General features: G+C 70.9%; 13 protein-coding genes. 8 read left to right on the top strand and 5 right to left on the bottom strand.

The window, feature by feature from the left end; translation table 11 throughout:
* Nucleotides 1–20 precede the first annotated feature (20 nt).
* Both BFV98_RS13940 and BFV98_RS13935 read right to left on the bottom strand, forming a co-directional pair.
* Nucleotides 21–920: an aminoglycoside phosphotransferase family protein gene (locus BFV98_RS13940; RefSeq protein ID WP_071096596.1), complete on the bottom strand. Its 900-nt coding sequence runs from the start codon at nt 918–920 to the stop codon at nt 21–23.
* Nucleotides 917–2,353: a helix-turn-helix domain-containing protein gene (locus BFV98_RS13935; RefSeq protein ID WP_071096594.1), complete on the bottom strand. Its 1,437-nt coding sequence runs from the start codon at nt 2,351–2,353 to the stop codon at nt 917–919. The genes BFV98_RS13940 and BFV98_RS13935 overlap by 4 nt, the downstream gene beginning before the upstream one ends.
* A 311-nt stretch (nt 2,354–2,664) precedes the next feature.
* Here BFV98_RS13935 and BFV98_RS13930 point away from each other — a divergent pair, with 311 nt between their 5' ends.
* The 4 genes from BFV98_RS13930 to BFV98_RS13915 all read left to right on the top strand — a co-directional run bounded on the left by BFV98_RS13930 (nt 2,665) and on the right by BFV98_RS13915 (nt 4,349).
* A complete protein-coding gene (locus BFV98_RS13930; RefSeq protein WP_071096593.1) occupies nt 2,665–2,895 on the top strand; it encodes a hypothetical protein in 231 nt (76 codons plus the stop codon).
* Nucleotides 2,892–3,134, top strand: a complete 243-nt coding sequence (locus BFV98_RS13925) for a DivIVA domain-containing protein (protein ID WP_071096591.1) — start codon at nt 2,892–2,894, stop codon at nt 3,132–3,134. The genes BFV98_RS13930 and BFV98_RS13925 overlap by 4 nt, the downstream gene beginning before the upstream one ends.
* On the top strand, nt 3,127–3,381 hold the full coding sequence (locus tag BFV98_RS13920) for a hypothetical protein (RefSeq protein ID WP_071096589.1): 255 nt from the start codon (nt 3,127–3,129) through the stop codon (nt 3,379–3,381). The genes BFV98_RS13925 and BFV98_RS13920 overlap by 8 nt, the downstream gene beginning before the upstream one ends.
* 140 nt (nt 3,382–3,521) lie before the next feature.
* Complete coding sequence (locus tag BFV98_RS13915; RefSeq protein WP_013284291.1) at nt 3,522–4,349, top strand: SAM-dependent methyltransferase; 828 nt, start codon at nt 3,522–3,524, stop codon at nt 4,347–4,349.
* Between the two features lie 32 nt (nt 4,350–4,381).
* Here BFV98_RS13915 and BFV98_RS13910 read toward each other — a convergent pair whose 3' ends face one another.
* Nucleotides 4,382–5,149 (bottom strand): hypothetical protein, encoded by a 768-nt coding sequence (locus tag BFV98_RS13910; protein ID WP_071096587.1) that lies wholly within the window; start codon nt 5,147–5,149, stop codon nt 4,382–4,384.
* Nucleotides 5,150–5,313: 164 nt separating this feature from the next.
* Between BFV98_RS13910 and BFV98_RS13905 the strand changes: the two genes are divergently transcribed.
* Both BFV98_RS13905 and BFV98_RS13900 read left to right on the top strand, forming a co-directional pair.
* Nucleotides 5,314–6,630 carry an AAA family ATPase gene (locus BFV98_RS13905; protein ID WP_071096585.1) on the top strand — a complete coding sequence of 439 codons (1,317 nt, stop codon included), beginning with the start codon at nt 5,314–5,316 and terminating at the stop codon, nt 6,628–6,630.
* Between the two features lie 213 nt (nt 6,631–6,843).
* The gene (locus BFV98_RS13900; RefSeq protein WP_013284294.1) at nt 6,844–7,101 is read left to right on the top strand and encodes a hypothetical protein; all 258 of its coding nucleotides are present in this window, start codon (nt 6,844–6,846) and stop codon (nt 7,099–7,101) included.
* Here BFV98_RS13900 and BFV98_RS13895 read toward each other — a convergent pair.
* A complete protein-coding gene (locus BFV98_RS13895; protein WP_013284295.1) occupies nt 7,086–7,823 on the bottom strand; it encodes a hypothetical protein in 738 nt (245 codons plus the stop codon). The genes BFV98_RS13900 and BFV98_RS13895 overlap by 16 nt on opposite strands.
* Before the next feature lie 8 nt (nt 7,824–7,831).
* Nucleotides 7,832–9,289 (bottom strand): NYN domain-containing protein, encoded by a 1,458-nt coding sequence (locus BFV98_RS13890; protein ID WP_013284296.1) that lies wholly within the window; start codon nt 9,287–9,289, stop codon nt 7,832–7,834.
* Nucleotides 9,290–9,515: 226 nt separating this feature from the next.
* Here BFV98_RS13890 and BFV98_RS13885 point away from each other — a divergent pair, with 226 nt between their 5' ends.
* The gene (locus tag BFV98_RS13885) at nt 9,516–11,108 is read left to right on the top strand and encodes a nuclease-related domain-containing DEAD/DEAH box helicase (protein WP_013474179.1); all 1,593 of its coding nucleotides are present in this window, start codon (nt 9,516–9,518) and stop codon (nt 11,106–11,108) included.
* A complete protein-coding gene (locus tag BFV98_RS13880; RefSeq protein ID WP_071096583.1) occupies nt 11,105–13,486 on the top strand; it encodes a pentapeptide repeat-containing protein in 2,382 nt (793 codons plus the stop codon). The genes BFV98_RS13885 and BFV98_RS13880 overlap by 4 nt, the downstream gene beginning before the upstream one ends.
* Nucleotides 13,487–13,525 lie beyond the last annotated feature (39 nt).

Raw genomic sequence — 13,525 nt, 5'->3', positions numbered from 1 at the left:
AGCCGCTCGGTGAAGGGCGATCAGACGAGATCAGCGAATGGCTTCCAACGCAGACCGTGATCGCTTTGTGTGACCGACTTCAATCGGTTGGCGAATTCGGCCGCCACGCTCGCCGAACTTGCGAGAAGCGGCGTAGCAGCAGCGATCATCTTGAGCTCGCGGGCCTCGCGCAGTAGTGGCCAGTCGCGGTCGGACGTCACGTCGTACCCGTACGCATCGGCGAGCGCCCGATGCTCCCCAGCCTTCCCGAAGCGGGCCTCGCCCACGGCGACCGCTGCCAGGTCCACCTGCCAAGGTCCGAGACAAGTGGCGTCGAAGTCGCAGAACAGGATGCCGCCCGACGCATCCCGGAGCAGGTTGCCGACGTGCGCGTCCCCGTGGATGAGCGAGTGGGACGCCCTCTGGTTGAGGTCGGCGATCTGGGGCTCCAAGCGGTCGCACCACTCCACCAGATAGTCGTAGTCGTGGGCGCTCAGCCCGTCGGCATCCGCCAGGCGTCGACGCGCGTCCCCGATCGGATCCCAGGCGGCCAACGGGAAAGGCGGGGCTCCAAGCTTATGAAACCGCCGCAGCGCCGAGCCGAGGTCATCCACTGTCGGAGCAGGCGCGGTGGGTGGCACGTAGGTCCACACCGAGGCCACCATGTCGCCGACTTCAACTGGTTGTGTCACGCCCGGAGCCAGCCGGATCGTCGGCGCGTCCAGATCTGCGAACCATCGCGCGAGCTGAACGACCTTCGTCACCCGGTCCCGGAGCCGGTGCGTCCGCGCGATGCGGATGACAAGCCCGGATTCCGGCAACGCGAACACAGCGTTGTTGGTCAGCCGCAGGAGGCGGACACCCTCGCTCGACACCTCAAGTCCGCTGGCTATCTCCCGCATGGCCCGGGCCATCGCTTCCTCGGAGAAACGCCCGCTCATACCGTGGCCGCAGCCCGTGCGGTGAGCGTCCGTTCGAATTCGGCGACGGCGGGAAGGTGGCGATGCCGTCTGAGGTCGCGGCGCAGATTGACCACTCGATCGACCACTCGACTGGAACTCAACGCACGTGACTGTTCCACCACGCGCGTGCCGACAGTGACCGCCCGCTCGGGCTCATCGGCGAGGAAGAGCGCACTACACAAGCCGACCTCGTTCAGGACCACGCTGCGTACGTTCGCCGAGCCGAAGGCAATGATCGCTTCCTCGACGCTCCGTACGGCCTGCGTCGCCTGCGTTCCGGTCTGCCGGGCCATGTCGCGGTACACACGACCGTACTGGGCGAGCAGCTCACCGCGGTCGTAGAAGGCCATCCACGCCGGCTCCCGCTCGGGGTCCACAAGCTCGAACTGATCGCTCGCCTGACCGAGAAGGGTCAGCGCGCTTCGATGGTCGCCGAGGGCGGCTATCGAGGCAGCCTCCGCGCCCCAAAGCAACGCCCTCACCGCCGGTGTTGCCCGCGATCCCAGCTCCGAGCCGGCCAGTCGCAGAGCGGCCACGGCGTCCTGGTTGTGCCGAAGGTGTTGTAGCTGCTTGGCCTGGGAGTACCGAATCAAGGCCGCTAGCGGCGCGTCGTCAGCGGTTACCGCCGCCCGCTCGCCGGCGGCGAAATGCCGTTGGGCATCGGCGTGCCGGCCTGCGTCGAGCGCGGTCCAGCCCGCCAGTTGACGAGCCGCGGCGACCGCCGCGACCAGGCGCGGTGTCAGTCCGGCCGAGTGCGACCAGTCGAGCATCCGATACACCGACTCCGCGAATCGGGCTACCTCCCGATAGAGCAGGCCACCGCCGCATTCGTAGTCGACCGACCGATAGAGCTCCAGCACCGCGTGCAACCGAGACACGTCCGCACTGCCGATGCGGCGCGGCTGGGGCTCCCCAGTGACGCCGACCAAGCCGGATCCTGCCGACACCGCCGCGATGCCAGCCAATAGTGTTCGCCGCCCCAGGTCTGGTGCTGCGCGATTCCCGTCGGCCCGGGCGCTCACCGGGGAGTCTGGACGGACTGCGAACCAGAGCCAATCCGGCGGGATGCGGAGCACGGTCGCCCAATGCGTCAACCGGTCGAGATGCACCAGGGCTGGCCCGTTCTCGATCCGGCTCAACTGCGCCTGCGTGATCCCCAGCCACCCCGCGACGACGCTCTGCGGCAGCGGGCTCCGCCCGTGGTACGGGTGGTGGCGGTACGCCCGGATCACCTGCCCGAGATGCCGCCGGGCCAGCGCCGTTCGTACCGGTTCATGGTCCCAGAACGAATCGGGTACGGCGGGCGGCGTGCTGAGGCGGTCGCGTTCGGCGGCCTGGCAGGGCGCGCAGCGTCCCGTGCCGTTGTCGCGCGCCAGGCGGCCGCCGCAACGGGGGCAGTTCGCAGGTGTCACCGGCAACCTCGCCGTTCGCGGAGAACCTGTGTCCGAAGTCGAGCCTAACCATTCAACCCGTTCCGGAGCGGCCCGGTATACGCACCGTGCATATCGCCCGGCGTCTCGGATGGTGACCGAGCGTATGCAGTGTGTGTATGGCGGCCACGATCAGCAGGGCATGCGTCTCCTGCCGAGGAGGACTGAGGGTCAGCACATGGCCCGGGGCGGGTGCCGGGCTCCGGTGGCACCGCGTCCCCCGATCGCGGCTCCCGCCGTCCCCGCCCGCCCCGGCGCCACTCCACGAGACCTCGACCCGGAGGCGCCCGCCGATGCCCGCCGTACTCGCCGACTTCCCCGTCCTCACCCCTGTCACCGACGAGGAACTACTCGTCGCCGCGCTGGCCGTGCGCGTACACGTGCCCGAGCACTGGCCGCAGGGACCGCTGTGCCGTAGCGAGCGCGTCCCGTACCCCTGCCGGCTGGCCCGGTGGGGGAGGGCGACGCTCGCCGCGGCCGGGCTGCCCGACGAGGCCGTGGTGGTCGGGGCGGTGACGTCGTGATCTACGTGACCGGGGAGCGGGTGCAGGCGTACCAGGTGCGCAGCGCCGTGTTCGACACCCGCTGGCGTGGCCTGGACCCGGCGCAGGTGCACGACTACCTGTGCCGGGTCGCCGACGAGATGGACCGCCTGCACCGGGAGCTGACCACGGCACGCACCGAGTCGGAGCGGATCCGCCAGGCGCTGCGGCAGTGGCAGTCCCGCCACAACGGCTGCCGGCGGCGCGGCCACGATGGCTGAGCCGCGCTGGATAATCCACCTGCCGACCACGCTGACGTGCCGGGACGTCGCCGCCGAGTTGGCAGCCGCGCTCGCGCGGTCGCTCGGGCACCTGGATGCCGTCGACTTCGGTGAGACGACGCTCAGCGAGGAGGACGCGCAGCACCTGCGGTACCGGGTCTGGTGTGACGTGCGGCTGCCCGGCAGCGGGCGCTGCGGACACCGGGATGGTCACGACGGGTGGTGCGAGGCGGCGGAGCTGCGATGACCTCGGCGTGTCGATCGATGAACGTCCTGGTGGCGGGCCGGACCGGTGGGAGCGATCCCAGACGGGGCGACCATCCACCCTGTACGGTCGCTACACTCCCCGAAAACGCCCGGAACCGCCCACGGAGCCTGGAGACGCCTGTGACCCGCGACAAGGCCGCACCGCCCGGAATCGACGTCACCGTTCCCAGCGTGGCCCGGGTCTACGACTACTTCCTGGGCGGGAAGGACAACTTCGAGGTCGACCGGAAGGTCGCCGAGCACGCCCTGCGGATCACGCCGGACGGGCCGGCCGCCGGCCAGGCGAACCGGGCGTTCCTGCGCCGGGTGATCCGCCACCTCGTGACCGAGGCGGGCATCGACCAGTTCCTCGACATCGGGTCGGGGCTGCCCACCCAGGGCAACGTGCACGAGGTCGCCGTCGAGCACAACCCGGCTGCCCGTGTCGTGTACGTGGACAACGACCCGATCGTCCTGGCGCACGGGCGGGCGCTGCTCGCCGCGGAGGGCACCGCGACGGTGATCCAGGCCGACATCCGCGAGCCGGAGGAGATCCTCAACGACCCGGACGTCCGCCGGTTCCTCGACTTCGACCGCCCGATCGGGCTGCTGCTCTTCGCGATCCTGCACCACATCGGCGACGACGAGGACCCGCGATCGGTCGCGGCGGCGTTGATCGACGCGCTGCCGTCCGGCAGTTACGTCGCGATCTCGCACTTCCGTGACCCGGGTGAGCGGGATCCGGAGGGTTCCCGCAAGGCCCGCGAGGTCGAGCGGGTGTTCAACGAGTCGCTCGGCACCGGTCGTTGGCGTACCGACGAGGAGATCCTCGCCTTCGCCGACGGGCTGACGCCGCTGGAGCCGGGCCTGGTGCCGCTGGCCGAGTGGCGTCCGGACCCGGACGCGCCGGCCCCGCAGCAGACCGACACCTACCACACCTTCGTCGGGCTGCTCGCCCGCAAACCATAGGCGGTACGAGGCGGTAAGTGGGTGCGGACACGTCAACCGGACTCCTCCTCGCCCTCCTCGAACCGTCCCAACGCGGCGGACAGGTCCCGCAGGAACGCGTCGACCCGGACGCGGTCGTAACCGTGCGCGACGAGCGGCAACTCGGCCAGGGCGAGTTCCACCTCTGCCTTCGCCCCCAGCCGCCCCAGGAAATCCTCCGACCGCAGCGCCTCCCGGCCCTTCTGCACGAGGGCGTCGACGGCAGCCCGGTCGTATCCGCGCGCTTCGACCGGGAAGCGGGCTGAGTCGAAACGCTGCCGGACGAGCTGGCGGTGGTCGGTGAAACGGCTGCCGCCGTACCGGGCGAGGGCGTCGGCCACCTGGTCCGTCTTCTCCCGGACGTCGTGCACTTCGAGCAGGAGCAGGCAGGGCCGGTCGTCCAACGGGCTGCAGTGGGTCAGCGGGACGTCGAGGGTCGACCCGGGTGCGGGTACGAGCAGCAGCAACGGCGACGGCATCCGCTTGCCGGCCAGCACCGGAGGTGGCTGGTACAGGACCAGGTGGTCGATCTCCGCCCAGGGCAGCAGCCGGTTCAGCTCGGCCGTCCGGACGGTCAATCCTTCGAGGCTGATGTGGAACCGGAACGGCCGGACCGCCTCGACGACGCCCGCGACGCCGGCGAGCATGACGAGTCCGCCGAGGATCAGCCCGCCGATCAGTCGAAGGGTGCTCCCGCCCAGCCCGAACAGCACCATGCAGAGACCGAACGGCAGCTGGACGAAAGCGATGACACAACCGATGCGACTGCGGTGAAGGTCCATCGTCTCACCTGCGATTCCCCCGTCGTCCCTGACGGCGAGTGTGGCAGCCGGGTGCAAGGTGATCGATGGGTGATGAACTCCCTGGCGTCGCCGCGCGGTCCTACCCCGTGGCGTGTTAAGAAGGGGCCCCGCCTCTACCGGAGACGTTAAAAGGGGGCCCTTCCTTGCACGAAGCCGAGCAGGTGATCCAGCGCGTGCTGCGGGATCTGCGCGACGGCACGCACCGCGGCGTCGTCGTGGACTCGCCACCCGGCGCCGGGAAGTCCACCCTCGTCGTCCGCGCCGCCGTCGAGACCGCCGCCACCGGCGATCCGCTGATGATCGTGGCCCAGACCAACGAGCAGGTGGACGACCTCATCGACCGGCTCGGCCGCAGGGCGCCGGAGCTGCGCGTCGGGCGGCTCTCCGCCACCGACTACCGGCCCACCGAGCGGGTCACCGCCCACCCGGCGGTCCGGGTCGCAGCGAAGGTCGCCGACCTGGGCGGCCCGGCGGTCACCATCGGTACGGCGGCCAAGTGGGCCACTGTCACCGAGGGGAGCTGGCCGTGGGCGATCGTGGACGAGGCGTACCAGATGCGCGCGGACGCGCTGCTGCGCGTGGCGGGGCGGTTCGAGCGGGCGCTGTTCGTCGGCGACCCCGGTCAGCTCGATCCGTTCAGCACCGTGGAGACGTTCCGCTGGACCGGTCTGACCTGGGATCCGATGCAGTCGGCGGTGGCCACGCTGCTGCGGCACAACCCGGAGCTGCCGGTGCACCGGCTGCCGGTGTCGTGGCGGCTGCCCGACTCGGCCGCCCCGGTGGTGTCCGCCGCGTTCTACCCGTTCACCGGGTTCCGCGCCGGGACCGGGCCGTCCGACCGCGCGCTGACGTTCACCGAAGCGGGTGCGGGTGACGCCTACGACGCCTCGGTCGAGGTGGCCGCCGCCACCGGCTGGGCGTTGCACGAGCTGCCCGCCCGGCACACCGTGCGTACCGACGGGGAGGCTGCCGCGGCCTGCGCGGAGCTGGCGTTGCGGGTGCTGTGGCGCGGCGCGGTCGCGGTGAGCGAGGCCGCGCCGGGCGGCGCGCCGGTCACCGCGGACCGGATCGCCGTCGGGGCCGCGCACCGCGACCAGGTCGCGGCCATCCGGTCCCGGCTGGGCGCGGCCGGGGCGGGCATCACAGTCGACACCGCCAACCGGCTCCAGGGCCGGGAGTACGACGTGACGATCGTGCTGCACCCGCTCTCCGGCCGGCGCGACGCCACCGCGTTCCACCTGGAGTCGGGGCGGCTGTGCGTGCTGGCGTCACGGCACCGGCACGCGTGCGTGGTGGTGGCGCGGGCCGGGATCGGTGAGCTGCTCGACGCGTATCCGTCGACCGAGCGGGTGCACCTGGACGTGCCGGTGAAGTTCCCGGACGGCTGGGAGGCCAACCAGACGGTGCTGACCCACCTCGATGCCCACCGGGCCGGACGAGGGGTTGTTCGGATGGCATGATCGGCGTCCCAACTCGTACGGGTGACCGAGTTGACGCTTGCGGAGGGTGACCCTAACCTTGCTCATAGGGGAGATGGTGGCTGGCGACGATGAGCTGACATGTAGTCGTTGTCCGAGCCGTCTCAATACCCGGCCCCAGCCTCGTGCTGGGGCTTTCCCCTTTCCGGCCGTTCGGGTGTTCCGGCGGTTGCGGTCGGTGGGCACGATGGCCGGATGCACCCTCACGACCCGTACTACCAGGATCCGTACCAGCCGGATCCGTACCAGCAGCAGGCGCACTACCCGCCGCCGCAGTACCCGCCGCAGGCGTTCGTGCAGCCGCCGCCGGCCCAGGAGAACGGCAGGTGGGCGATAGTCCTCTGGGTCGCGGTGCCGGCGCTGCTGGTGATCCTGTGTTGTGCCGGATGTGTCCTCTCCGGGTTCGCGGGCGGGTTCGTGGAGGGCTTCAACGAGGGCTATTCGTCGTCGTAGGAGTGCTGCCACGCGCCGCGTCCCCGCGGGTCGAACAGTGCGGTCGTCCGGCGGGCGTTGGCGAAGACGTCGACGTAGTGCAGGTCGAGCTGGTAGGCGATGGCCGGCCCGGTGTCCCGCGCCACCATCGCCCGCAACCGCTCCGGTGTCGGCCGCCCGTCGTGGCTCAGCACGGCCGCCAGCACGCCGCTCCGGCCCGCGCCGAGCGCGGACACCCCGGTGACCGGGCCGCTGCGGCCGTCCGAGCACCACAGCGTCCCGCTGACCCGCAGCGCCGGCCCCTCGCCGACGTTCTCCACCGGGACGACCAGGCGGTTCTTCGTGATCGCGAGGAATGCGTACGCCGGCTCCGGCGCCGAGGCGAGCGCGAACCGGTCCTCGGCGGGCGGGTGGTGCGTCACCATGCCGCCGGAGTCCGGAAAGGCCACCGCCTGGTGTACCGGGAGCAGCAGCGGGTACCGGCTCAGCACCAGTGAGCGGCGGGTCTCCTCCAGCTGCCGGTCGGTGCGGGCCAGCGCCTGCCGGGAGAGGTGGATCGCCGCGAGCGCGCCGACCGTGGAGGCGATGACGGCGAAGGAGCCGACGATCGGGGCGGCCCGCTGACCGGGGCCGGCGACCGCCACCACCACGGCGGCCACTGCGGCGCAGGTCGCCACCGCCCCGGCGAACACCAGCCCGTGGCGTCCGACGGCGTTGAGGCGGGCCCGGACCCGGCGGAGCACGACGGCCCCTAGGCGAACGACGATCCGGCGTCGCCCCATCGGGTACGCGGAACGGTGACCTTCTCGTCCCGCCAGGTGAGCGCCCGGGACTGGGCGAGAACCCGCAGGATCCGGTGCCGGTCGCGGGAGTCGTAGCCGAACACCGGCTCTGCCCGGGTCCGGTCCCGCACCGTCATGAACTCCAGGATCTCGTTCTCCGGCACCGGGCTCGGGCCGCGATCGGCGAACGCGCGGTACAGCTCGTGGTAGGCGTTCTCGATCGGCCGGACGAACGCCGAGTCGGTGGCGATCGCGTGACGGTCGCCGTCGACCGCGACCGCGTCGATCACGCCGGCCGTGGCGGCGTACCGGATGGCCTGGCTGACCGCGCCGGCGGCGCGTCGGTTCGGCCCCTGTCCGACACCGCCGGCGCCGATCAGCCCGGACAGCTTCCGGTACGGGATGGAACGCCGCTGCTGCCGGAAGGACTCCATGGTCAGGGCCGCGTGCACCCGCCACAGCGGCTCCAGATAGCCCAGGGCGAGATCATCGGTGGTCACCGAGTACGTGTCGTCGGCGCCCCTGCGCACCAGCCGCACGGCGGTGAGCGCGTCGAGCACGCGCAACAGCCGCGATCCGTCGTCGGACTGGAACGGCCCGCTGCGGAGCTGGGTGGCGGTCAGCCCTTTCGGTCGGGCCGCCAGGCGCCGCACGGCGTAGTCGACGGCGACGAGATCGGTGAACCGGCCGGCGTTCAGGTCGACGTAGACGCGGGTCATCGGGCGGGGCAGGAAACCGTCCTTGGCGCGTACCGCCGCGTCGGTGCGGGTGACCTTCTGCCCGATGGACTCGATGAGCGCCCAGTACCGCAGTTCGTCCTCGTCGGGCAGGACGCCCCACTGCGCCAGCGTCGCGGTGCGCTCGGCCTGTTCCCGTCCGCCCAGGATGACACCGCGTCGTTGCAGTTCGACCAGGCCGAGCAGGGCCTTGCAGTCGGCGGCGGGCGGCTGCCGGAGCGAGTAGATGTCGTCGATGCAGATCGAGTCGAGCCCCGGCAGCGTGAGGATGCTCCGGAACTGCGGGGAGAGCCGGTCCGGGTCGCCGTAGACGACCGTCACCCGGCAGCCGTCCCGCAGCAGGCGGCGGATCAACGGGATGAAGTCCTGGTCACCGGTGACCAGCACGAACTGACCGCAGCCCTGGTGGAGGTAGTCCATGGCGAGCACGGTGAGGTGGATGTCGGCCTGTTCCTTCAGGCTGACCACCACCTCGGCGTCGATGAGGTGCTCCGTCATGGCGGTGGTGATGCTGCCGTCGAACCGCACCGCCGCCATGTGCTTGTACTGGAGGTGGCCACCGCACCTGGTGGTCGCGTCGCTCCAGAGCGCGTCGACGATGCCCCGCTCGACCAGGTGGCCACGACCGATGACGGCGCCGGCCAGGTTGTCCCAGTCGACGAGCAGGACGCCCGTGTTCCCGACCGGCATGCGCATTCCTCCCCGAGCTGATCGAGGTGCTTGTATCCGAATTCTGTCCCCCCGTCCTGCCGTTGCCGCTTCATCCGTTCGGGCACGATGCCTGTCAGTTCGGTGTGCGGTGCGTGACCTCAAGGTGACCGATCGTCTACAGAAGACGGTAATTCAGGTGGTGGAATGCCTGGCTGCCGCCCACCGACAATGAGGTTTCCTGTTCGTCTTCCGCCCGGAGGCGGTCTTGGCGCGCTTCTTCCCGCGGCATCAGCGAACGAACGCCACGCGCGGCGAGCGGGTCGTCTTCGAGCGTCTCCGCTCCCTGAACGACTCGTGGTGCGTGCTGCACAACCTGGCGTACGTCGACTCCGGCCAGGCCCGGCTCCGGATCGGTGAGACCGACTTCGTCCTGCTCCATCCCCGGCACGGGCTGCTGATCATGGAGGTCAAGGACGGCGGCTACCGGGTCACCGACCGGCAGTGGTTCGCCTCCCGGCGCGGCGCCGACGTGCCGCTCGGCGATCCGTTCGACCAGGCGGTGCGCAACCGGTACGCGCTGGCCAACTGGCTGCGCCGCAGCACGGGTATCCGGCAGGTGCCGGCCGGGCACTGCGTCGTGTTCACCGACGGGCGGCCGTCGGGCAACCTCGGTCCGCACGCCCCGGACACGATCGTGCTGACCGCAGCCTCGCTGGAGCATGCGCCGGTCCTGGTGGAACGCGTCATGGCCCACTGGGACCAGCGCGGATGGACCAGCCGGTCGGACTTCGAGCAGGCGTTGGCGGCGCTGGCGCCGAGCGCGGTGGTCGCGCGCACCCTGCGCTACGACGTCGACCTGGCCGCTGACGACCTGGACCGCCTGACCCGGCGCCAGATCCAGCTCACCGGGCGGCAGTTGGAGGTGCTGGCGGGCACGTCCCGCCGCCCGGCGTCGCTCGTACTCGGCGCGGCGGGCACCGGCAAGACCCTGCTGGCCCAGGAACGGGCGCGGGAACTGGCGGCCCGCGGGCTGCGCGTGGCGGTGATCGGGCAGCAGCGTGACCTGCGCCTGGAGATCCGCCGCCAGTTGCGGGTACCGGGGGTGAGTTCCGGCGATCCGCAGGACGTCCTGTGCGACCTGTTCGGGGCCGACCGGATCGGCGGGTACGAGGGCGAGCCGTTGTGGGCCACCGTGCTGAGCCTGGTCGAGGCGTACGGGCGACCGCTGGACTGCCTCATCGTGGACGAGGCGCAGAGCCACGACGAGGACCTGCTGGTGGCGTTGCGCGAACTCGTCCGGCCGGACGGCTCGGTCGTGCTGTTCGCCGACCCGTACCAGCGGGACCGGTCCGGCACGTGGCGTCCGGACGGGGCGTTCAACGAGTTCTGGCTGACCGAGAACTGCCGCAACACGCTGCCCATCGCCAAGTTGGTGGCACGCGTCTCCGGGGCGCACACGCCGTTCACCGGCCCGGACGGCCGGCGGCCCCGGTTCACCGACGGCACGGCGGATCTCGTCGGGGCCTGCGTGGACGCGGTCGTGGAGATCGTGAAGGACCTGGCGACCAGCCAGGCGGTCCTGGTGACCGCGACGCAGGGCAGCCATGCCGCGATCCGCCGGGCACTGGCCGGCCAGGGCGTGCGGGTCAGCCCCGGACTGCGTGGTGACGGCCTGGCGGTGTGCACGGTGCGTCAGTTCCACGGGTGCGAGGCACCGGCCGTTGTCTACGCCGACGACGGGGACGAGGACTGGACGACCAGCTACATCGCGGTCAGCCGGGCCTGCGCGTTCCTGCACGTCGTCGGCGGTCACGACAGATGGGAACCCTTCCGATTCCTGATGGAGGATGATCGATGACGCTCTACGACGAGGCGGTGACGTTCCTCGAGTCGGAGGGGTGGTCGGTTCCCGTGCAGACGCGGGCCGAGGTGGTCCGGGCCCGCCGTGCGGCGTACGCGGACAACAGCGAGCACATGACCGTCTGGTGCCCCGCGGTCCCGGACGCCGACGACCTGCACCGGCGGGAGGCGAGCCTTCTGCAACGCTTCGCCGAGGAGGCCCGTACGCCGGGGGCGAAGTTCCTGCTCGTGGAGTCCACCCAGGGCCTGTCGACGGAGTTCCGCAGGCTTGCCAAGCACGAGTTCAACGTGGACATCCGGGTGCCGATCCAGTTCTTCGACGCCCGGTTCAAGTGGGACGACTCACCGACGTCGGCGATGGCCGGCACCGCCGCGCAGCAACTGTCCCGGGACGGGGAGTCGGCGGCTCGCCGGCGGACACCGCAGCCCTTCCGGGCGGTGGGTACCGGCGCGGTCGGCGACGACCTGCTGACCGAGCTGGCCCGCCGGTTCGACAGCCAGAGCGGATGGGACCGCCCGATCGTCCTGGTGACCGCGCCCGCCGGTTTCGGCAAGAGCGTGCTGTTCCAGTCGCTGTTCGCGACGCTCTACGCCAACTTCCAGAAGGCGAAGAAGCAGCTCCGCCGTGCCTACCGGCCGTTGCCGCTGCTGCCCGACTACGCCGCGCTGGCGAGCGCGCCGGCGTTGGGCCCGATGGTCGACGCCCTGTTGCAGACCGAGGTCGCCCGCCCGGTCAAGCAGCCCACCTTCCAGTGGATGCTCACCCAGGGCTTCGCGAGCTGGCTGCTGGACGGGTTGGACGAGGTCATCGCCCAGGACCCCGACTTCTTCGAGTACATCCGTGAGATCGTGGCCCGGCCGGACAACCCGACCACGCCGCGCATCCTGCTCTGCGTCCGGGACTCGCTGCTCAGCTCCAACCAGGCACTGCGTGACTTCCTCGCGGTGGCGCACGAGTACGTCGAGGAGTTCCGCCTGCTGCCCTGGCGACCCGAGTCGATCCGCACGTTCGCGCGGATCCGCCTTCAGGACGACGACCACCGCCTGCTCGACATCGTCGACGCGAAGCCGCAGCTGATGCGGCTCTGCGGTACCCCGTACTACGCCGAACTGCTGGCCGAGCGGGTCGCGCTCGGTCAGACCGACGGCATCCCGGACGACTACTCGGAGATGGACCTGGTCCACGACGCGGTGGACGCGATCATGGACCGGGAGTACAAGAAGGAGCAGTTGCAGGAGAACGTCGTCAACCGGGCGGATCTCCTCGACATCATCAGCGACGTCGCGGTCGCCGAGCTGGAGAACGACAACCGGGGTGTGCCGGTCCACGAGATCGGCGAACTCGCCGCCTTCGTGCTCCCGGCCGACCTCTCCGACGTGGAGCGGGAACGCTGCACCGACGCCATCTGCCGCCTGCCGGTCTTCCGTGCCGCGTCGGAGCGGCAGCGGGTGCGCTTCGCCCAGGACGTCATCTTCGAGCATCAGATCGGCGACCGGGCCGCCCGGTACTTCGCGGTGAACCCGGTGCGATTCGCGCAACTGCTGGACTGCCGGCCCTTCCCGCCGGACTCCTTCGCCATCCGCGTGTTGTGCGCGCGGATCAGGGAACTCGCCGCTGGCGAGGAACTGCTCACCCGGCTGGCGAGCGCGACCACGGCGCCGACCGCGTTCCGCAACATGCTCCAGGTGCTGCTCGGGCTTCCCGACTGCGACCGGCTGCTGCCGCACGCTCCGCTGGAACGGCAGAACCTGTCCGGGCTGACCTTCGCGAACCTGTCGCTGGCCGAGGTCAGCTTCCGCGGCGCGAACCTGGAGTCGACCCGCTTCCAGAACTGCGAGATGGCCGGTTGTGACCTGTCCGACGCGACGCTGCACGGCACTCGCTTCGACGCCTGCCTGCCGAGTCTGGCCGAGGCCGACTTCGGGCAGCTCACCGGCTTCGTCTCGGTCGAGATCGACAGCCGTCCGGCGATCGAGGACGTCAACGACTTCGTCCGCCTGCTCGGCGGTGACGGCCGCCGGGAGCGCCACTTCGTCGGTCCCTGCCCCACCGCGCTGCAACTGCGGTTCCTGTTCCTGAAGTTCGTCCGGCCGGACGGGCACTACCGGCGCGATTCGCTCGACGAGAAGGGCCTGCTGTCGGGCCGTCGCATCGTCGACCCGGCCTCGGTGCTCAACGGCGCGGTGCGGGCCGGTTTCCTCACCGCCATCCCGAAGCGTCGCCGCTACGAGCGCACCCACAACCAGCTCTACGCGGACATGGTGGGCTTTGCGCAGAACCTGCGGGTGACGCCGGCCATCCGCGCGTTGCTGGAGGACACCTGCCGGGTGGAGGGGTGCCCGCACGTGGTCCACGAGAACGCGGGCGCCGGCTGAGCCGCCGCCCTCGGCGCGCGGCGCTGGCGGCGGTGCGTT

The organism is Micromonospora sp. WMMB235 (genome assembly GCF_001855515.1).
Lineage (GTDB): Bacteria > Actinomycetota > Actinomycetes > Mycobacteriales > Micromonosporaceae > Micromonospora > Micromonospora aurantiaca.
This window is presented reverse-complemented; position numbering and strand designations above follow the sequence as displayed.